General features: G+C 59.5%; 23 protein-coding genes. 12 read left to right on the top strand and 11 right to left on the bottom strand.

Annotated features, from left to right (window positions below; translation table 11 throughout):
- Window positions 1-13: 13 nt before the first annotated feature.
- Window positions 14-628 (top strand): GNAT family N-acetyltransferase, encoded by a 615-nt coding sequence (locus ACQ4W0_RS01240; protein ID WP_436575126.1) that lies wholly within the window; start codon window positions 14-16, stop codon window positions 626-628.
- Between the two features lie 104 nt (window positions 629-732).
- On the opposite strand, the gene ACQ4W0_RS01235 is transcribed toward ACQ4W0_RS01240, so the two are convergent.
- From ACQ4W0_RS01235 to ACQ4W0_RS01210, 6 genes are all read right to left on the bottom strand, one after another.
- On the bottom strand, window positions 733-999 hold the full coding sequence (locus tag ACQ4W0_RS01235) for a hypothetical protein (RefSeq protein WP_436575125.1): 267 nt from the start codon (window positions 997-999) through the stop codon (window positions 733-735).
- Between the two features lie 116 nt (window positions 1000-1115).
- A complete protein-coding gene (locus ACQ4W0_RS01230; protein ID WP_436575124.1) occupies window positions 1116-1319 on the bottom strand; it encodes a hypothetical protein in 204 nt (67 codons plus the stop codon).
- Window positions 1320-1357: 38 nt separating this feature from the next.
- On the bottom strand, window positions 1358-1957 hold the full coding sequence (locus ACQ4W0_RS01225) for a hypothetical protein (RefSeq protein WP_436575123.1): 600 nt from the start codon (window positions 1955-1957) through the stop codon (window positions 1358-1360).
- Window positions 1954-2697, bottom strand: coding sequence for a helix-turn-helix domain-containing protein (locus tag ACQ4W0_RS01220; RefSeq protein WP_436575122.1), 744 nt, complete (start codon window positions 2695-2697; stop codon window positions 1954-1956). Before ACQ4W0_RS01220 ends, ACQ4W0_RS01225 begins: the two co-directional genes overlap by 4 nt.
- Window positions 2694-3443: a hypothetical protein gene (locus tag ACQ4W0_RS01215; RefSeq protein WP_436575121.1), complete on the bottom strand. Its 750-nt coding sequence runs from the start codon at window positions 3441-3443 to the stop codon at window positions 2694-2696. Before ACQ4W0_RS01215 ends, ACQ4W0_RS01220 begins: the two co-directional genes overlap by 4 nt.
- 22 nt (window positions 3444-3465) lie before the next feature.
- Window positions 3466-5682: a ParB/RepB/Spo0J family partition protein gene (locus tag ACQ4W0_RS01210; RefSeq protein ID WP_436575120.1), complete on the bottom strand. Its 2217-nt coding sequence runs from the start codon at window positions 5680-5682 to the stop codon at window positions 3466-3468.
- 46 nt (window positions 5683-5728) lie between these two features.
- Here ACQ4W0_RS01210 and ACQ4W0_RS01205 point away from each other — a divergent pair, with 46 nt between their 5' ends.
- Window positions 5729-5998 (top strand): hypothetical protein, encoded by a 270-nt coding sequence (locus ACQ4W0_RS01205; RefSeq protein ID WP_436575119.1) that lies wholly within the window; start codon window positions 5729-5731, stop codon window positions 5996-5998.
- A gap of 249 nt (window positions 5999-6247) precedes the next feature.
- Here ACQ4W0_RS01205 and ACQ4W0_RS01200 read toward each other — a convergent pair whose 3' ends face one another.
- The 5 genes from ACQ4W0_RS01200 to ACQ4W0_RS01180 all read right to left on the bottom strand — a co-directional run bounded on the left by ACQ4W0_RS01200 (window position 6248) and on the right by ACQ4W0_RS01180 (window position 8275).
- Window positions 6248-6451: a hypothetical protein gene (locus tag ACQ4W0_RS01200; RefSeq protein ID WP_436575118.1), complete on the bottom strand. Its 204-nt coding sequence runs from the start codon at window positions 6449-6451 to the stop codon at window positions 6248-6250.
- Window positions 6448-6780 carry a hypothetical protein gene (locus ACQ4W0_RS01195; protein ID WP_436575117.1) on the bottom strand — a complete coding sequence of 111 codons (333 nt, stop codon included), beginning with the start codon at window positions 6778-6780 and terminating at the stop codon, window positions 6448-6450. The genes ACQ4W0_RS01200 and ACQ4W0_RS01195 overlap by 4 nt, the downstream gene beginning before the upstream one ends.
- Window positions 6781-6932: 152 nt before the next feature.
- Complete coding sequence (locus ACQ4W0_RS01190; protein WP_436575116.1) at window positions 6933-7127, bottom strand: hypothetical protein; 195 nt, start codon at window positions 7125-7127, stop codon at window positions 6933-6935.
- The gene (locus ACQ4W0_RS01185; protein WP_436575115.1) at window positions 7124-7369 is read right to left on the bottom strand and encodes a hypothetical protein; all 246 of its coding nucleotides are present in this window, start codon (window positions 7367-7369) and stop codon (window positions 7124-7126) included. The genes ACQ4W0_RS01190 and ACQ4W0_RS01185 overlap by 4 nt, the downstream gene beginning before the upstream one ends.
- A gap of 183 nt (window positions 7370-7552) precedes the next feature.
- Window positions 7553-8275 carry a helix-turn-helix domain-containing protein gene (locus ACQ4W0_RS01180; RefSeq protein ID WP_436575114.1) on the bottom strand — a complete coding sequence of 241 codons (723 nt, stop codon included), beginning with the start codon at window positions 8273-8275 and terminating at the stop codon, window positions 7553-7555.
- A gap of 94 nt (window positions 8276-8369) precedes the next feature.
- Here ACQ4W0_RS01180 and ACQ4W0_RS01175 point away from each other — a divergent pair, with 94 nt between their 5' ends.
- The 10 genes from ACQ4W0_RS01175 to gpW all read left to right on the top strand — a co-directional run bounded on the left by ACQ4W0_RS01175 (window position 8370) and on the right by gpW (window position 17861).
- A complete protein-coding gene (locus tag ACQ4W0_RS01175; RefSeq protein WP_436575113.1) occupies window positions 8370-8732 on the top strand; it encodes a transcriptional regulator in 363 nt (120 codons plus the stop codon).
- A gap of 74 nt (window positions 8733-8806) precedes the next feature.
- Window positions 8807-9274, top strand: coding sequence for a YmfL family putative regulatory protein (locus tag ACQ4W0_RS01170; RefSeq protein ID WP_436575112.1), 468 nt, complete (start codon window positions 8807-8809; stop codon window positions 9272-9274).
- A 44-nt stretch (window positions 9275-9318) separates the two neighbouring features.
- A complete protein-coding gene (locus ACQ4W0_RS01165) occupies window positions 9319-9717 on the top strand; it encodes a hypothetical protein (protein ID WP_436575111.1) in 399 nt (132 codons plus the stop codon).
- Window positions 9710-12556, top strand: coding sequence for a DUF5906 domain-containing protein (locus ACQ4W0_RS01160; protein ID WP_436575110.1), 2847 nt, complete (start codon window positions 9710-9712; stop codon window positions 12554-12556). Before ACQ4W0_RS01165 ends, ACQ4W0_RS01160 begins: the two co-directional genes overlap by 8 nt.
- Window positions 12557-12858: 302 nt before the next feature.
- Window positions 12859-13155, top strand: coding sequence for a hypothetical protein (locus ACQ4W0_RS01155; protein ID WP_436575109.1), 297 nt, complete (start codon window positions 12859-12861; stop codon window positions 13153-13155).
- The gene (locus tag ACQ4W0_RS01150) at window positions 13145-13786 is read left to right on the top strand and encodes a hypothetical protein (protein ID WP_436575108.1); all 642 of its coding nucleotides are present in this window, start codon (window positions 13145-13147) and stop codon (window positions 13784-13786) included. The genes ACQ4W0_RS01155 and ACQ4W0_RS01150 overlap by 11 nt, the downstream gene beginning before the upstream one ends.
- Before the next feature lie 388 nt (window positions 13787-14174).
- Window positions 14175-14852: a hypothetical protein gene (locus ACQ4W0_RS01145; protein ID WP_436575107.1), complete on the top strand. Its 678-nt coding sequence runs from the start codon at window positions 14175-14177 to the stop codon at window positions 14850-14852.
- Window positions 14853-14997: 145 nt separating this feature from the next.
- Window positions 14998-15516 (top strand): terminase small subunit, encoded by a 519-nt coding sequence (locus tag ACQ4W0_RS01140; RefSeq protein WP_436575106.1) that lies wholly within the window; start codon window positions 14998-15000, stop codon window positions 15514-15516.
- Entirely contained in the window at window positions 15443-17587 is a 2145-nt protein-coding gene (locus ACQ4W0_RS01135; RefSeq protein WP_436575105.1) for a phage terminase large subunit family protein, read from the top strand. The genes ACQ4W0_RS01140 and ACQ4W0_RS01135 overlap by 74 nt, the downstream gene beginning before the upstream one ends.
- Window positions 17588-17594: 7 nt before the next feature.
- Window positions 17595-17861, top strand: a complete 267-nt coding sequence (gene gpW / locus ACQ4W0_RS01130) for a gpW family head-tail joining protein (RefSeq protein ID WP_436575104.1) — start codon at window positions 17595-17597, stop codon at window positions 17859-17861.
- Window positions 17862-17899: the final 38 nt, after the last annotated feature.

Raw genomic sequence — 17899 nt, 5'->3', positions numbered from 1 at the left:
GATGGAGCAAGCGATGGAGATCGCCCTGCGCGGCCAGCTGGTCGAGCTGCTGCCGCTGCAGCCGGAACACGGGCCGCAGCTGCTGCAGGCGGCCGCCGATGGCGAACTGTGGAACATGACGGTCACCGTGGTGCCCGGCCCCGCCACCATGGCCGCCTACATCGCCACGGCCCTGGAAGGACTGCGCGCCGGCAGCGTCATGCCCTTCGTCATCGTGCAACGGGTCACGGGCGCCATCGTCGGCAGCACGCGCTTCTGGAAAATCGATCGCGCCAACCGCAAGATGGAGATCGGTCATACCTGGCTAGCCGCTTCCGTGCAACGCTCCGGCGTGAACACGGAAGCGAAACTGCTGCTGCTGACGCATGCCTTCGAGGTCATGCACGCCGTGCGCGTGCAATTGACCACTGACGAACTGAACGACAAATCGCGCGCCGCCATTTTGCGCCTGGGCGCCGTCCAGGAAGGCATTGTGCGCCATGAGCGCATCATGCCCGACGGCCGCAAGCGCAACTCCGTGCGTTTCAGCATTATCGATACGGAGTGGGAAGGGGTGAAGGCGGGGTTGGAACTGAGGCTAGCCGTTGGCGCAAAAAAACCCGCAACATCTGGCGATGGGCGGGTTTGATCAGGTATTGCCAAAACATGTTCTGTGGTGCCGGGAGCCGGAATCGTTTACCGCATATTAATGCGGGTTTCCGGTGCTTTGGCGTAAATTTGGCGTAATCGAAATTAATTTTTCTCGCGGTACGATTGAACCCAAGCGATCACTTCTTTTGCATTGTACAGGGGCTGCGCGCGGCCCTTCGATGTCGGCAGACGGATGGCCTTCGGGAATGAAGGCAGGCATGCGATCTGTTCCCGAACCGTACCTGGTTCCCGTTTCAAGTACGCGGCAATCGTTGCAATATCCCACAGGTCCACGGCCAGCGGGATCGGTGGTGTCATCCGCTGGGCGACCGCTTCGGCCAGGCGCTCGATCAAATCAACATCGCTCATGTTTTGCTCCCTGGGGCGTTTTCCGGTTTTGGGGGAGTGCTGAATATCCATATTGTTTTGTTTCTCAGTAGGTGGGGATGCGGGTTGAGGCTGGGCGGCGTTGTAGATTCTCTGCATTACGGATACCACCAGTACAGGCTGAACAGGGCGCTGGCCATCGACGCAAACGCGACGGCGATGTGCATGCGGTAGGGCATTGGCTCAGGGCGGGCCTGGCTGGGTTTTGATGGCTTGCCCAGCGAGGCGTTGACGGCCACCATATGCGCTGCAATGGCTTTGTCCTCGCGCTGCTCTGCCTGGTCTGCGAGGTGCAGTTCCAAGCTCCGCATGAGGCGGCGGTATCCGATGGGAAGTATCCTCATGACGCCTCCTGTTCGCTGGCAGCGATAGCGGCTCGGTCGATGCGCTCAATTTCGGCGACGAGCAGTGCGGCGGCTTTCACCAAGTCACGGCGGCGGTCGCCGAACTTCGGCTCCCAGCAAAAGGGAATCAGCGCTTCCGCAAACGTTCGGCCGAAGGCTGTTTCTTTTGCTGGCCAGTCGCGAGCGCCTTCAGGCAGCGCATACACGGCAGCGAACGCGGCTATTTCGTCATTGCGCTGTGCGTCGTCGTGATCGTGATCCCATCCTTTTGTAGTGATCTGCCGGCGACGCTCAGTAAGCACGTCGCGGGCAGCATCTGACAAGGCCATCTCCTCGATCAACGCGCCCACGATCTCGGCCGGGCTCGATTTGAACAGGAACTGTGGACGATAGGCCTGGATCTCCTGCAGCAGCTCGGCGCCCAAGTTGGCCATGGCTGCCACCTGGTGCGGGCCGTTGGGCAGGAAGCTCAAGGTGGCTGTGTCGATGGTGACCGTTGCAGCCTGGCCGGCGCGCATTGCTTGCCAGTCCAGGCGTTCTCGCACTTCTACGGCATCGATGCGCTCAGCGCCGACGGCTGTTTGGGTAGTGTTCATACTGGCTCCGTGGTTGCAAGCATGCGGTTGAAGAAGCTGTTCATGTGTTCGCCTTCCGCGCGGGTCAGCTTGGTGAGCGTTACGCCATCGCGCTGCAGCTCCAGGACGTTGTCGGACCAGAGGCCGCAGCGAAACGCAGGCGTCTGCGGCGTGCCGGCCGTGGCCGGACTTACGGCGGCTGGCGTGGTTTCCAGCGCTGCCGCTGCCGGTGGTTTTTGTGGCGCTTCATTGGCCACGGGCCTGCCTACCCCGATAGTCCAGTGGTTGCCACTGCGCACCAGGCGGCCGTCCTGGATGGCCGTATTGAGCCAGGACGCCGGCGATGCGCCGCTGCCCAGGCCCATGTGCTGTTTGAGCTCGGCCGTGGTGACCTTGCCCGTCAGTCGAATGAATGCAATGGCGCCGTCGATGCGGGAAACTTTGGGCACTGCAGCGTGTACCGCTGGCACGCTTTCAGCCAGGTTTGCCGTGCTGCTCACTGCCGGCGACGGCGCCGCATCGAGCTTGGCCTTGATGGCTTTGTATTCGGCTGTTTTCATGAACGTGTGGCTCAGGTTGTAAATTTGTGCTGGCTGGCCATTGGGTGCGGTGCCGGCATGACGAACCACATCGCCCTCGTCAACCAGGGCTTTCAGTGCGGCGCTGACGTCGGTCAGTTCCTGGTCCAAGGCATCGGCGATCTGGATGGCGCGGATGTCCGACGTTTTCGCCATTAGCTCGTAGATTTTCTGATCGTTCATGCTGCGGCTCCTTGCGTCGATGGCAGGATTTGCAGGGCAGCTGCTAGCCGGCCTGGCTCTGTCGCGTAGCTCGTCGATGCGCAGGTGTCAAAGTTGCCCATGTCCAGTTCATGCATCAGGAAATGGTTGAACTCGATCAGACCGCCATTCTCGATCTCATGGACGACTGCGGCTGCAAGTGCCACTGGCAGCGCCTGCTTTGGGTTGAGGACGAAGAAACGGCGATCGCAGTTTTCAGGGCTGAGTGCCTCGTGCGCGCCAGTCATGAAAACCATGTTGAGGCTATTCGAAATGGCGATATCGGGCAGGTCGTGGCGACGGACGATAATGTTCGATGAGGTGATCAGGTTCTTCACGCTGGGCGTGTACAGGTCTGCATTCGTCAGACCGGATAGCACGGCATAGCGCTTGCCGATGGCCCAGCCGTTGAACGTGCGGCGCGGCCAGACGCCGCCCAGCTGGGCCTGGTTGCCGTACATGGGGCCAATGACTTTCTCGAAGAACAGGTGGCCAGCGCCGTCCGTGTTGGTCGTGAGGATTGCCGTGCGCATCTTTGCGCCACGGTTGTGCAGTGGGTAGGCCAGCCAGCGTGCCAACCAAAGAGCCTTTGCTTCGTCCTGGTCGCAGAGGTGCAGCATGAGCATGCGGATATGCGGCGCCGTGACCGTGGCCACCGGCGCTGCAGGTTGGGCGATTGAGCCGACGAGAGCGCGGATGTTGGTGATGATGGCCGTGATGAATTTCATGGTTGCTCCGTTTTAGTGGTGGTTATTGAGGGGCTGCTTCGGTATCAGGCGTGGGCGTGGTGGCGCCGGCGGCCGGGGATTTGGGAAATGGCCAGGCTCCCGGCGCTGGAGTGGTTTTCGGCTTGCGTGCGCGCGGTGCCGGAGTGGCTGATTGCGGTGCTGGTTCGGCTGGCGCGCGTGCTGCAGGCTCTTCAGCGGCCGCGATAACCGCATTCAGGCCGATGTCCTCGGCGAGCATTTCCGCGTCTTCTTCGTCTTCGTCGCTGGCTGCGCCTTCGTTCCCTGGTAAAGGTGCCGCCATGCTTGAGGCGATGGTGCCGAGCTTGACGAATCCGTCTCCGCAGTATTGGTGGCCGGCTTCGATCGCCCATTGTTCAATCAGGGCGATGAACAAAGGGCGGCTCTCCAGCGCGAACTCGGTCAGTTCGTTGAGGCGGTCAGGAAAATCCGTCAGGAATGCGGGAACCTGCTCTGGCGTCAGCTGTTCAATGTTTTCCAGTGAGGCTTTATTGGCCTTGTCTGCTTTCTTGCTGGCGGCCTGGGCCTTCTTATCGGCTGCATATTTGGCGGCGTCGGCCTTCGCCTTTGCCTTTGCCTTTGCCGCCTCGTTGATTTGGGTCTTGATGGAATAGGCGTCGACCTTGACCCGCTTGGCGGCGGCCAGCAGATTGTGCGGGTCATCTTTGCTGGAGTGTGTGTGCGCGTAGACGTGCAGTTCGTGCGACAGGGCGCAGTCGCGGATGAACTGATTGAGCTGGGCTGGCGTCAGCGCGTCGACGGCGCGGCGCAGATTGCCTCTGTAGTCGGAATGACCGAGGGTTTCCTCCGTCCAGCCGTGCAGATCCATTACCAGCTTTTTGGGCAGCGTTCCGCCAGGCAGTTGGTTGAACATCAGGCCAGCGATCACGCGCAGGTCCGCGTCGACCAAGTTGGCCATCAGGGATGCGTGATGTACCTCCGTGAACAGCGTATTGCGATACTCGCGTTCGAGTTTTGCTTTGCGTTCCGCTTCTTTTTCGCGCGCGTCATGCTCGCTCTGGATCTTGTCGCCTTTGACATTTAGAGTTACTCCCTTTTCTTTCAGGAGGTGGGCAATATCGGCTGCCTTGACGATTTCAACAATTTCAGCCGTGCCTGGCGTTTCCAGCAGCGTGGGCTTCGGCAAGACGTCGCCTAAAATCTGGCGAAAGGTGCGGCCGTTTTGTCCCGGGAAGTGATTGACTTTGTCCAGCTCGACGTAGCCACCTCCAACGGCAGAGTAGCTGGCTTCTTTGATCTTTTTCGCGGCGGCGCCTGTGATAACTGCCTGGCCGTTCTCTTTGGCCAGCTTGAGGACGCGCACAACATGCTCGTCGTTTTTTGCTTTAAAGCAGATCGGGTCAGTGCAGACGTCTGCACTAACGTCCGAGAAAACTTCGGGCTGATTGCCGGTGCGTAAATGACAGGTCGAGCACGCGCCAGCGCCGGGATTAAGCGCGCCATTCTCCCTGTCGAAGGGCGCCTTTGTCAGGTCCAGCATGTAGTTGCGTTCGATATGCCTGGCAGCATCACGCGCCGACATGATGCGTTGTTCGCCGGCTATTTCTCCGACGCATTTTTCCTGCAGACTTTTGATGGGGATGCGTGCAACCAGTAGCGCGGTGGATTTGTTGAGGCGACCGCTATAAAACACTGCCCGTGGCGATGGCTCCAGCGCCGTCAGCTTGAGGGACGCATAGATGTACGCCTTGCTCTTGCCGGTCTTCTCGGCCATCACGTCGGCCGTGTAGCCGTTTTCGCGCATCAGGACTTCGAAGCCTTCGGCCTCTTCGAGCGGGTGCAGATCCTGGCGCTGCAGGTTCTCGATGACCTGGATTTCCAGCGCCTCGGCGTCGCTCAGGTTGCGCACGATCGCCGGCACGGTGGTTTTTCCGGCCAGCTTAGATGCGCGGAAGCGACGCTCGCCGGCGACCACTTCAAAGAAGGTCACGCCGGCGGCATCGACGTGGGTCGGACGCAGAAGGATAGGCTGGGCAACGCCATGCTTGGAGATGCTGGCGGCCAGGTCGGCCAGCGCCGCGTCATCGAAGATCTTGCGCGGGTTGGTTTTCGATGCGGTGATGCATTCCATCGGCACGTCGCCGAACGATGGCTTGTCGCCGCCGACGGTGCTGTCGATCAAGGTGGCCTTGACGGCAGGCTTCTTCTTGATGCTGCTGGCGGGGGCGCTGGCCAGCGTTGGGATTACGAGGTCGCTCATGTGCGGCTCCATGTAGAATGAAGTTTTTAATAACGGGAGTGCTAAATTGGACGATGAAGTCAGTTATGGTGAGCTTTCAAGGGCGGCGTCTAAAACTGCCCATGACTATCTTTTTCGAGCTATTGAAAGCGTTGAAGGTCTGATGGGAAAAGGTGCGGCAAAAGCTAACCCAGAGATCATCGCGGCCTTGATTAACGCCGCGTCAACAGACTATTTGGCGGCGATGTTGAGCCACCGCGTACGCCCTGGGTTAGACGGTATTGCCGACGCCATCCGTGACGCTGGCGATGCTGTCCGGGCGGGCTTGGGCGAATAACTTCCCTGCGTGTCCGCAGGCGCCGTTCTTGCGATCGCTGCGGGTATCGGAGCATCCGTTTGGCTGTGGGCCGTATACCAGACTGATGGTTTGTGCCAGTGGCGCCATGCACACCGGTGGCGATTTCAGCACCTTGTCGTTGAAATGCAAGCAATCCTTGCAAAACACTGGCTCTACTGCCGGTGGTGCAACTGGTGGCGTTACTGGTCGTACTTCCATGTTTCTCTCCTATGGGCATTCGCCCGGTAATTACTTCTTGACGAAATCGAATGGAGTGCTGTTGCCGATCGGGAGCAGCTCGTTTCCCTCGGCCAGCTGCGCGGCCAGGGCGGTTTTCGCCTGGCGTGGTGTCATGGGTTTTCCGTCCGGGTGCGCGAATCCACGCAGTTCGTGCAGCGGCCTGGCCAGCACGCTGCGGACGTCGATCGCCAGATGGACGAGCGGGGCTGTCATTTGACTGTCCCTGGCGTGTGGTAGGCCAGCTTGAAGCTGACGCCCTTGGGCAGCGTCACGCTCACGCACCAGGCGGTAAATCCGGCGCGGGGCTGCTGCTGTGGACGGACTGGCTCGGTGACGTGGTAGCCGCGGCGACGCATGGCCTCGAACACCCGCAGGATGGACAGGCGTCCATCGGCGCCAGTGACTTCCTTGGCAGCGCAGTCGGTGTTGCGCGTAAAACGGGCCAGCTGGGCGGCGTCATTTGCGCTGGCCAGCGTGTCGTGCAGACTTTGCGACGATGGCAGCGGTGCTTTGGCTGGCTTGCGGGTGGCGGTCGAGGGCATGGCTGCGGCCTCCTACAGTGGATGCGCGGTCACGCCGCAGGGTTCGCCGCACTGGGCGTCGACGGCGTCCTCGCACGCACCTGCGGCCGTGCTGGCCAGCGCGTAGTAGTGCGTTACGCCGAGCGAGGTTTTGACGGTGACGCGGAAGGCGCTCACTGTGCAGCCTCTTTTTTCGGCGTGCTCAGGATCGCGAACACGCGATTGGAGAGGGCCATGTCGTCGCGCTGCAGCACGCCGGACAGGGCGGCGATAAAGGTCTCCGCGCACTGAGTGCGGTCTTGCGGGTGCTTGTGCTTGGCGACGTCGATGCATTGCTCGATGCGGTCCAGGATGGTTGGCGCGTTCATGCGACTTGCTCCTGTTCCCAGGTGCGAGCGATGATCAGCCGGCCTTCTTCTTCGTCGGCGAAGAATGCATCAGCTTCGGCAGTGCCAGCGTCAAACGGCAGGGGCGGGGTAACGCGCTCGACATAGCGGGTCAGGGCGGCGCGCACGCCTTGTTTGTATGCGTCACTGCGAGGATCGCGTGGACGGTTGAATGCGGCGGCCATCAAGCCGTCGACGGTAAGAAGTATTGCGGAATTTGCCATCGTCTTTGCTCCATCGTTGTGGTTGCTACTTCGATGGAAGCAAGTATAGATCAACTATACTTTTAATGTAAATAAAAACTATACATTATGGTTTTTATGTTTTGTGCGACTCCATGGGGTGAGCGCAGGGCGTAAAAAAGGCTCGCACTTAGCGAGCCTTAATCTGGCGATAGGAACAGCTGCTTAGCGTCTGCGGGTTTTCCTACGCAGTTCCGCCATAACGCCGATTACTTTAAGCGGCACTTCGTCACTGCGTACCGTAGGGTAGTTTTCGTTAATTGGAACCAATTCAAATATGTCGTTGCCTTGAGCGTCTGTTCCACGCAGTCGGTATTTTTTGAAGGTTGCTTCCTGCTTACCATTCTTGGCGGCAACGCAGTCTCCTGGTCGCGGCTCCCACTCTGGTTCGATGACAACGATGTCTCCTGGGAGGTAATCTGGAGACATCGAATCGCCTTCGATTTCAAGGGCAAATGCCCAGCGAGAGTAGCCCTCATCAACATAAATCGTCGCAGACCCATCACCTGGTGAGTAAGGCGAGACAATTTCTTTTAATGCTCCAGCCTGGATGGATGATATGACCGGTATTGCCCGAGACCCTAGCTTTGCCGCTCTGGCGTTCTGGTCAAATGGAGTGGTGCTTACAAGCGACAGGTGGGGTGGCTCCATGGCCATTTCCTGACGAATCTCATCAGGCAGTGGCTGCGCGGTGATCTTGGCGATCGCTAGCAATTGACGCAAGTTGGGGCTGTGCTTGCCCGTCTCCCAGTGAGAAATGTTTGCCTTGCTGTGCCCACGCTCGGACCCCAGCAGTAGTGCCATTTTTGCGCCTAGATCAGCACCCGACATGCCTGCCGTCGCTCTTGCTGCCCGCACCCATTTAGCTATTACGTCTTTAATTTCCATTCCGCCATCGTATAGGTTCTCTTTACCAATAAGGTATAGAATGACTTGACGCAAATGTATAGAATACCTATACTCAAGCGAATTCATCTATCGGATGCAAAAAATGACACCAGAAAAAGCACTTGAAAACGCGATAGCGCTAGCCGGCTCCATGCAAGCGCTGGCTGATCACTTGGGGGTAACCAAAGGTGCGGTGAGCCAGTGGAAGCTTCCTGGTCGGCAGATTCCGGCAAAACACTGTCGGTCAATTGAGTGCCTGACTGGTGGAGCATCGAGCTGCGCTGATCTGCGCCCAGACTTGTTCGCTTCGAGCCTATCTCCTTCAGTCACGCGGCGTGCTACCGATTTGACTCCCCTGCCTGGTCACGCTGGTCGCCAGCTGCCTTCTCCATCAAACATTCTCGATACCGTACCGGAGCATTCCGTTGTCGGCGTCGATCCACGAAGCCTGGCGTGAGCAGCATCAATTTTCATGTCGCAAGCGTAGCTTGACCTTGTGATGAGAACAACCACCAAGAAGAAGGATATGTTGTGAAAATCAAAAAATCGTACCTTGGAATGATCAAGGCATTTCCTGGCGGTTGGGACGCAATTGCGGCCGCCCTGGGTATGAGTCGCAATGGCCTGGAGAACCGCGTCTACGAACGCAAAGGGCAGGGCATCACTGTGGACACTGCCCTGCAGCTGCAGGCGTTCTCCGGCACTACGCTGTTCGCTGAGGCTGTGGCCGCATCGAGCGGCGGTGCTTTCGTAAAACTGCCGGAAGATATGTCCGACGGCAACGAGGTGCTGGCAAAGAAGTTCCGCGACATCTACGTTCGCTTGGGCACCTTCGCCGCCCACTTCGAAGAGGCGACTGCAGACGATGTCATCGATGCGCGTGAGCGTGCCTACCTCGATGCCGATATGGATGGCCTGCAGCGTGCACTGTCCGAACTGATGGCGTTGACCATCCGCGTGTACTGCGAGGCTGATGGTGGCCAGGACGGTGCGGCATGAGCATCTACCGTGTTCCACGCGCCGGCACGCGCCCCGATATTGCCGTGCGCAAACTCCTCCAGCTGGGCGGCCGTGCTGATCTGAACGACTGGATGCGCGCCATCGGCTGGAGCGGCACCATCACCTCGTTCGAGCGCGACATGGTCAACTCCTTGACGCGCTGCCACGTGGTGCGGATCGAGGCCGGCCAGTACGCCTTGACGCAGCGCGGCCGGGATTATGCCGGCCCTGCAGTCGGCGCCGCGACGTCGACGGCCGGGCAGGTTGCCGGCGGCCGCTATGTGCCTGAAAAGCGGGCGCTGTCGGTAGCCAATATGGTACGTGCCCCACTGGCCAGGCCTGGCTCGTTTGACTACGCGTCGATTCCCTCCCGCATGGGCGACCAGCGCGTGCCGCATGGCCTGGCTATGCCTGGGGTGACGGGAGTCGGCTTCAGTGAGTGATATTGGTCAAGTAATTTTGCAAATGAGCGAGGCGGGCTTGCCGGACCTGCCTCCTGGTCATCCTAAAATTGATGGGAAAATCAAACGCTTCGGCAAGAAAAATAAAGCTTGGTATGTGCTGCGTGAAACCACACTGTCCTCTGGCCGCCAAGTCGTAACGGGCGCCTTCGGTATTTATCAAGGGCTGGAACCGAATACGGTCAAGGTCAGCATCGATATGGTGCGGATGTCGTCGGCTGAGATTGCCGAGTCGGCGCGCAAGCAAAGAGAGCAAGCTGCCGCTGAGGATGAGAAAGCACGCGAGGCGTCCCGACTGGCAGCTAATCGCGCGAATGACCAGTGGAACAGGGCAGAGGGTTTGCCCTTGGACCATCCGTATCTGACACGCAAGCAAATAACGCCTGAAGGCGTGCGCGTGGGCGCTGATGGGGTACTGCTGATCCCTTTCTGGCATGGCAAGCACTTGGGCGGCTTGCAAAAAATCAGCCAGTCTGGCGACAAGCAGAACAACAAAGGATCAAATGCCAAGGGCGCATCGCTGGTGCTGGGCACGCTGGCCGGTGCGCCCTTGATCGGCGTGGGCGAGGGTTACGCAACGAGCCGCACGGTGCGCATGCTGGCCAATGCCGAGATGCCAGTGGTGAACGCATTCACGGCTGGCAATATCAAGGCGGTGGTGCTGCAACTGCGCAAGGATCACCCTAAGACGCCTATCCTGATCTTTGCGGACGATGATTATCTGCTTGAGCCACGCTTCCGCGCCTATTTGCAGGATGACTTGATGGTGTCGTGCCATGTGCCGATTGATGGCGCGACGCATACGGTACTGGCAGATGATGGCGAGCGTGTCGAGGTCATGGCGCGCTGGCTGAATGACGCTCGGGGCGTGCCTTACATCAGTGCCGACATGCGCAAGGGCCGCCTCGTTCGCACGCCGAAATTTGAAAACGCCGGCATCGCATGCGCGTTGGCCACGGCTGCTGCTGTTGATAATGTGTCGGTGGCCATCCCCCGGTTTGTGGATCGTGCCGGACGCAAGCTCAGCGATTTCAATGACCTGGCCGTTGAGGAGTCGTTCGAAGTGGCCGGGGAACAGATCGGGGTTGCCATCCTTGCTGCGCAGCAGCCTAAATTTGCCCTTCCTGTTCCTCCCGCCGCGCCAGCGGCCAATTCAATGGTTCCACCTGCGGCCGCTCTCGCAGCCACCGGCGTCTCCCCCGTTCCCCCTGCTGCGCAGCAGCCAGATTCTGGGTTTCCCGACGCCAGCGTGATCGCGCCAGTGCTTGATCTCGGGGTGTTGTTCCTGGAAGGCGTGACGGATGAATCCCCCCCTCCCCCTGGTGCGGAGCAGCCAGCCCGCAGGAGCGCTGTCGACGCAGAGGCGGACGATAGCGAGGCGCGTCTGGCCGCCACGTTGGAAGCGGGATACGCCGACGGATCGCTGCCTGAGCCTCCTGACGAGGGCGGCTCCGCTTCCGCGCCGGGGGCGCGGGGCGAAGGCAAGCAAGCGAAAGATAAACCGAAGAAGGTGTACGGGGCTGATCACTGGAACCAGGTGGAATACGTGTTGAAAAACTTCGTGCTGGTGTATGGCGAAGACCTGGTGTGGGACGTGTCGCAGCGCATGCTGATGAAGATATCGAGCATGCGCACCATCGTGGCCAACAACGATGTCATGAAGTTTTGGGGCGGCGAAGCTCGGCGCTGGGTACTGAAAAAAAACATCGTCTTCGATCCGCAGGACATACCGTCACCGGCATCGAGCGGCGCCACGGCCACCGTGAATCTTTTCAACGGCTGGGCGATGCAGCCTCGGCGCGGTAGCTGCCTGCGCATCCAGACGCTGATCGCTCACTTGTGCGACGGCAACGACGCCCTGGTCGAGTGGGTCGAGCGCTGGCTGGCTTACCCGTTGCGCAATCGCGGCGCCAAGATGGAGACGTCGATCATCATGCACGGCGACGAGGGCAGCGGTAAAAACTTCTTCTTCGAGAAAGTCATCAAGAAAATCTACGGCGAGTACGGCTATGTGATCGGCAATGCGCAGCTGGAAAGCCAGTTCAATGACTGGGCCTCGATGAAGCTGTTCATGGTGGCCGATGAGGTGGTGACGCGCTCAGAACTCAAGCACATGAAGGGCAAGCTCAAGTACCTGGTGTCGGGCGACATGATCATCATCAACCCGAAGGGCCTGCCTGAGCATGGCGAGGCCAACCATATGAACTTCGTGTTCCTGTCGAACGAGCTGCAGCCGCTGGCCCTGGACAAGACGGACCGCCGCTACCTGGTGATCTGGACGCCGCCCGCGTTGTCGCGCGAGTTCTATGTGCAAGTGGCCGAGGAGATCGCCAATGGCGGCATCGAGGCGTACTACCACTACCTCATGCACGAGCTGGACATGGGGGATTTTGACGAACACACCAAGCCGATCTACACCGACGCCAAAGATGATCTCATCGAGAAAAGCCTGACGCCGGCCGAGCGCTTTTACCGCGACTGGAGCCGTGGTTTCCTGCCGCTGCCGTTCATCACGTGCGGCGCCACCCAGCTATACGACGCCTACAAGGTCTGGTGCGACAAGAGCGGGGAATCGAAGTACATCTCGCAGACCATTTTCTCGCCCACCGTGCTGCGGTACGCCGGCGAGGCGCTGGAAAAGCACCTGATCAAGTATGAGCTGGGATCGGTGGTCAAGCAGCGCAACGTGTTTTTAGCCGGGAAGAAGCCGGAGGGCAAGACGCTTACAGAGTGGGCGGCAGATGCATCGGGCCTGTTCGAGAAGAGTTTGAGGGCATACAGGAGTCGCAGCGGCGTTGATGCGGCCGATGTTGAGGGTTAGGCCATCACATCGTGCAAAGCCATCATATCGCAGACCCGCATGGATGCTGGAATGTGATGGGTATGACGGGTGTTACGGGTTCACGCGCACGCACACATGCGCGCATTGATGAGTAAAGGCGTTTGGGTGCTGATGGTTCGCTGTATTTTTTTGTCAGAAAGTAGAAAGAAGTAATAACAGTACTCATACCCATCACAAGTAAGTATCCATGCGGGTTGGCGATGTGATGGGTATGTGATGAGTATGAAGGGTTGGTGGGATACGGCCGGTTTTCATCGAAGAAGGAAGTGGAGGGCAGGACGATGAACAAGAAGGTGAGCATGCGGGAGCAGATGCCCCAGGTAGCGGCAATCATCGATGCGTTCCGCGAGGCTTTTGGCGCGGAGGTGGTGGATGCGGCGATACGGCGCGGCATGCGTGGCGGGCAGGGCTTCCACGCTACCGAGAATGGGCATGAGGTGGGTACGCCGATCATCCGGGGCGCTCCACTAGACAGGACGATTGGAACGTACGTGGGGCGGCAGGGTGAAGTGGCATGGCAGGCAGCATTGGATCAGCAGGCATTGGACAACGAAAAGGGGCAGGGCGATGGAAGTTAAAGACGAGGCAGTATTTGAAAACGTAGGGCAGGCGGTGCATGTGTCGTTCCTGATCATGGCGCAAGAGGCCAAGCAGGACGCGCCATTGCGGGCGGCATTGATCCGGGCGATGGAGTCGGTGGTGCTGAGCGGCCGGCAGCGCTGCTGGCTGGACCAGCTGCGTGGCGCGTCGACGGGCAGTATCAACTTCGGCGGCCTCGATGGCAACGAGGTGCGCGCCCAGTGCGCCCTGGTGCTGCAGGCGGTAAAGCACCGGTTGCCGGCGACTGAGATGTGGGTGCTGCAGGCGAAGTATGGCGAGACCGATTTCGAGGACGTGGATGGCAAGCGGCGCTTTGCGTTCTCGGCTGAGCGCATCGCGGCCATCAAGGGTTTGGCGGATTGGTTCCGGCCGATGTTCCCCGGATTGAATGCGATGGCGATCGACTGCATGCTGGGGCGTTTATTCGCCAATCACAAGCAGTTGGACATTACGGTGCGCGATCTTGCCGCGTCTTTTGGCGGCAACCGTATGACGTATCAACGGGCGTCAAAGAAGATGCAGGAACATCTGCGCGACCTGGAAGAGATTGCATTCAAGAGGCTGGAGCCAAGTTTCGCGGCGCAGGGGGTAGTTGGCGTTTTTATTTAGGGCTTGACTCATCTGTGACAAGCCATGTATATTTCGGTCATTCTCGGAGTAACTGTATCCAAGGCATTATTTCTTGCCCACTCTGAGACGCAAGACCAGATCAACCTCGCCGGGCGGCAAGCCTCGCGGGGTTTTTTTACGCCCATGCCCATGGCCTACCAGTGGCTCGATGTTATGCGACCTGGTGGGCGCCATCAAGGAAATCTTGGGCAGTGAATCTGGCAAAGTTATGGCAGTGCAAGCGGCTATGCAGGTTTCTCAACAGCGAAAGAGGTGATCTGTCTCGATCCGCTTGATAGCGGGGGATATATTGATTCCTTGTGCTTTGCTCACTTCGGTGGGCTTTTTTATTTGTGCAGACGTCTGCACAAGCGTGAAGGAAGCGGCGATGGCGTTTGATATCTCGGTGCGCACCAACCTGGCGGACTTCGAGCGTGGCTTGAATGATCTTGCCAGGCGTCAGCTGCCGTATGCCACGGCCCTGGCATTGACGTCGCTGGCCAAGATGGTGACGGTTGATGAGGTCAAGAACCTGTCGGCCAAGCTCAAGAACCCGTCGCCCTTCACGCTGCGCTCGGTCAAGTCCGTTGCGGCGCGCAAGGATAACCTGACGGCCAAGGTGTACGTGATGGACAAGACAGCCGCTTACCTTGAGCCGTACGAGCGCGGTGGTGTGCATAAGCTGGCCGGTAAGGCGCTGCTCAATCCCAAGGACATCGCGCTCAACCAGTATGGCCAACTACGCAAGGGTGCGCTGGCCGCGCTGAAGGGGCGCAGCGATATCTTCATCGGTCCGGTCAAGACGAAGAAGGGCATCGTGAATGGCGTGTGGCAACGCACGGCAGCAACAGCATCGATCACCAACAAGAAGACAGGCAAGACACGCATCAGTTCGCGCGGCGTCAACACGTCCGGTGCGCTGAAGCTGTTGATACGCTTCGGTGATGCGATTGCAGTCAGGACGCGGCTGGGCTACCAGGCGCGGGCAACGGCAGTGGTCAATGCCAACTTCAATGCCGAGATGGACAAAGGCATGGTCAAAGCGATGGGGTCGGCGCGACCGTGACGCATCGGTCGAGCGGGGCGAAGGCCCTGCCGAAATGAGCGGGTCCTCCCTGGGGCTTTAGCTCCCGAGGGCATTGCGCGCCCCGGTTTGTTTCTAGCTGAGGAATTTTATAGCCTTCCTTCCTTTTTGATTATCGGGTACCGCCATGGGAAAACTGGTCGCCAAGCGCGAGCTGTCGGAAATCATCGGCGTATCGGAGCGCACATTCAGCGAGTGGCAAAAAGAGCCCGGCTTCCCTTTTGAGATCAACGGCGGGCGCGGTTCGGTCAACAGTTACGACACGGCGAAAGTCATCCAGTGGATGGTCGCCCGAGACATCGCGCGTCGCGTCGGTGAGAAACCGCGCGATCGGGTGGACCGGCTGAAGGCGGACTTGCTTGAGGTCGACCTGGCCGAACGTCTGGGCCAGCTTGCGCCGGCCGCGCTGTTCGAGCGCGCTTGGTCGGATCACATCGTCGCGGCAAAAACAGAATTGCTTTCGCTGCCGCTGCGCCTGGTCGGCGAGATTCACGCATTGCATGGCATCACGGTCGATACCGATCTGATCTTGGTGCAGATCGAGGCCTCGCTGGCCAAGCTGGAGAGTTTTGATGTCGACGCATTCGATTCTGATGAATCCGACCCTGAAGGCGCTGATGCGTCAGACGGTGACGACGACGATTAAAGAAGTCCAGCGGCGCTGGGCGCCCGCACCGAAAATCAGTACCCGCGCCTGGGCGCGGAAGTTCCGCTACCTGTCCGAGCTGGAGTCGCAGTTGCCGGGCAAGTACAACCTGGACGTGACGCCATACCTGGCGTGGGAGAACGGGCCGCTCGATGCGATCGACGACCCTACCGTGCGCAAGGTAGTCGGGCAGAAGTCGGCGCAGATCGCGTGGACGTCCGGCGTGATCGGTAACGCCCTGGCGAAGTGGGTCGATAGCGATCCATCGCCGATCCTGGGCTTGTTCCCGAAGGAGATGGCGGCCAAGGAATACATGGCTGAGAAGTTCGAACCGATGGTCGACGCGACGCCCCGCTTGCGCGGCAAGATCGACCTGCGCAGCAGGAAGGCGCAGCAGCGCCAGTTGTTCAAGCGCTTCCCTGGTGGCTTCCTGAAGTTGGTCGGCTCGAATTCGCCTTCCTCGGTGAAGTCGACGCCGACGCCGCGCGTGTTTGTGGAAGAGCCGGACGATTGCAATCTGAACCTGAGGGGGCAGGGGGATTCGATCAAGCTGGCCGAGGAGCGCGTCAAGACCTATGCGCGGCCGAAGCTGATCATTGGCGGCACGCCGACGATTGAGGGTGTCTCCGCTGTCGTCGCCGAAATGGAAAATTCGGACAAGCGCCGGGCGATGATTCCTTGCGGCGATTGCGGCGAGGAGCACCCGTTAGATTTTGATAATTTGCGCTGTCTGGACGACCCGCTGCAGAACCATCCCGTATTTGGGAGCAAGTTGCCCGAGACGGCGTACTACGCATGCCCGGCCTGCGGCTCTGCCTGGACCGATGCACAGAAAAATCGGTATGTACGCAAGGGTCGCTGGGTTGCCACCGCACCGTTTCGCGGAGTAGCCGGGTTCTACTTCAATGAGTTGATGAGCCCATTCCCAGGCTCTCGCATGGCGTTGCTGATGGAAAAATGGCTGACCGCGCTGCATGCGTTCAGCCTTGGCGATGCCGGCCCGCTGATTGCATTTGTCAACAGCAGCAAGGGCCTGCCATACACCTACAAAGGTGACATGCCCACGACTGGCGCACTGCAGGAACGCGAGCTGCATTACGAGGCCAACACCGTGCCGATCGGCGGACTGATCCTGGTCGCCGGCGTCGATATTCAGCACGACCGGATTGAGGTGGTGTTGCGGGCTTTCGGGCGTGGCGAGGAAAGCTGGTTGGTCCAGTACATCCGCATATTCGGCAATCCTGCTGTGTATGAAGATCCTGTGTGGGCCGACTTGAATACGATCCTGTATCACAAGTACCGGTCGGTGCGCGGCTACAAAATTGGCCTGTCCGCTGTCAGCCTGGATACGTCGGACGGCACCACGTCCGACGCAACGTACAAGTGGGTGCGGAACAACCAGCGTAAAGGCATTCCGTTCGTGATGGCGATCAAGGGGTCCAGTTTGAAGGACTCCGAGATTTTCGCGCGGCCGGTACCGACCAAGGAAACGAACAAGCGCAACACCAAGGCGGCGAAGTATGGCCTGCAAGTGTTCATCGTCGGCACGTCGCGTGCCAAGGACTTGCTGATTGGCGAAAGCGGGCGCGTCTCGCTGGACGGCAGCGGGCCTGGCCGGTTCCATACCTACAAAAACACCAGCCCTGAGTATTACAGCCAGCTGCTGGAGTCTGAGGTCAAAGCGCCGATCCGGACCAGCAACGGCCATATCGTCAAGGCCTGGCAAAAGAAAGTGGGCCGCCGCAACGAGGTGCTCGATTGCGAGGTCTACGCTCTGCATGCCAGCCGTGCCGCGAAAGTCCATTTGCGCACGCCGGCGCAATGGAGCTCCCTGGAGGCGCAATTGAGCCAGGCGCCATTGTTCGATGAAGATGACCTGCCGGATGTACCGGTATTGCCGAGCGAAGGCACGGCGCCGACCAACGTCGCTCCTAGCGCTGCGGTAGAGGCGGTCTTGCCCACGGAGTCGTCGCATCCGGTGGAAGCCGTTGCTGTTCCTGAACCTGCTGCAGTGCGAGTTATATCCGTCGCCGCAGCACCGGCATTGAAAAAACGTAAACGCTTCGCGTAGGAATTTTATGAAACCATTTGACCCATCCACCAGCCTGCTGGCTGGCATGCCCACGGCCACGTTGCAAAAGACGCTGGCAGAGGCGCAGCAGGCATATATCGACCTGTCGACTGGCGCCAAGGGGACGTCCTACTCATACACCCAGGGCGACGGCGCGCGCGCCGTGACATACACCCAGACGAATATCTCGCAACTGATCGTGCTGATCCGGTCGCTGCAGCAGCAACTGGGTATCATCAGCCGTTCGCGTCGACCAATGCGGTTCCGATTCTGATGGCCAGCCCCGTTAGAATTCTCGGGCCAAACGGCGAG

The organism is Janthinobacterium breve, assembly GCF_051380895.1.
Classification (GTDB): domain Bacteria; phylum Pseudomonadota; class Gammaproteobacteria; order Burkholderiales; family Burkholderiaceae_D; genus Janthinobacterium.
This window is presented reverse-complemented; position numbering and strand designations above follow the sequence as displayed.

Excerpts from the sequence above, each read along its gene's own strand:
- ACQ4W0_RS01240 (WP_436575126.1), top strand. The coding sequence starts at position 14 with ATGGAGATCGCCCTGCGCGGCCAGCTGGTCGAGCTGCTGCCGCTGCAG.
- ACQ4W0_RS01235 (WP_436575125.1), bottom strand. The coding sequence starts at position 999 with ATGAGCGATGTTGATTTGATCGAGCGCCTGGCCGAAGCGGTCGCCCAG.
- ACQ4W0_RS01225 (WP_436575123.1), bottom strand. The coding sequence starts at position 1,957 with ATGAACACTACCCAAACAGCCGTCGGCGCTGAGCGCATCGATGCCGTA.
- ACQ4W0_RS01220 (WP_436575122.1), bottom strand. The coding sequence starts at position 2,697 with ATGAACGATCAGAAAATCTACGAGCTAATGGCGAAAACGTCGGACATC.
- ACQ4W0_RS01215 (WP_436575121.1), bottom strand. The coding sequence starts at position 3,443 with ATGAAATTCATCACGGCCATCATCACCAACATCCGCGCTCTCGTCGGC.
- ACQ4W0_RS01210 (WP_436575120.1), bottom strand. The coding sequence starts at position 5,682 with ATGAGCGACCTCGTAATCCCAACGCTGGCCAGCGCCCCCGCCAGCAGC.
- ACQ4W0_RS01200 (WP_436575118.1), bottom strand. The coding sequence starts at position 6,451 with ATGACAGCCCCGCTCGTCCATCTGGCGATCGACGTCCGCAGCGTGCTG.
- ACQ4W0_RS01195 (WP_436575117.1), bottom strand. The coding sequence starts at position 6,780 with ATGCCCTCGACCGCCACCCGCAAGCCAGCCAAAGCACCGCTGCCATCG.
- ACQ4W0_RS01190 (WP_436575116.1), bottom strand. The coding sequence starts at position 7,127 with ATGAACGCGCCAACCATCCTGGACCGCATCGAGCAATGCATCGACGTC.
- ACQ4W0_RS01185 (WP_436575115.1), bottom strand. The coding sequence starts at position 7,369 with ATGGCAAATTCCGCAATACTTCTTACCGTCGACGGCTTGATGGCCGCC.
- ACQ4W0_RS01180 (WP_436575114.1), bottom strand. The coding sequence starts at position 8,275 with ATGGAAATTAAAGACGTAATAGCTAAATGGGTGCGGGCAGCAAGAGCG.
- ACQ4W0_RS01175 (WP_436575113.1), top strand. The coding sequence starts at position 8,370 with ATGCAAAAAATGACACCAGAAAAAGCACTTGAAAACGCGATAGCGCTA.
- ACQ4W0_RS01155 (WP_436575109.1), top strand. The coding sequence starts at position 12,859 with ATGAACAAGAAGGTGAGCATGCGGGAGCAGATGCCCCAGGTAGCGGCA.
- ACQ4W0_RS01150 (WP_436575108.1), top strand. The coding sequence starts at position 13,145 with ATGGAAGTTAAAGACGAGGCAGTATTTGAAAACGTAGGGCAGGCGGTG.
- ACQ4W0_RS01145 (WP_436575107.1), top strand. The coding sequence starts at position 14,175 with ATGGCGTTTGATATCTCGGTGCGCACCAACCTGGCGGACTTCGAGCGT.
- ACQ4W0_RS01140 (WP_436575106.1), top strand. The coding sequence starts at position 14,998 with ATGGGAAAACTGGTCGCCAAGCGCGAGCTGTCGGAAATCATCGGCGTA.
- ACQ4W0_RS01135 (WP_436575105.1), top strand. The coding sequence starts at position 15,443 with ATGTCGACGCATTCGATTCTGATGAATCCGACCCTGAAGGCGCTGATG.
- gpW (WP_436575104.1), top strand. The coding sequence starts at position 17,595 with ATGAAACCATTTGACCCATCCACCAGCCTGCTGGCTGGCATGCCCACG.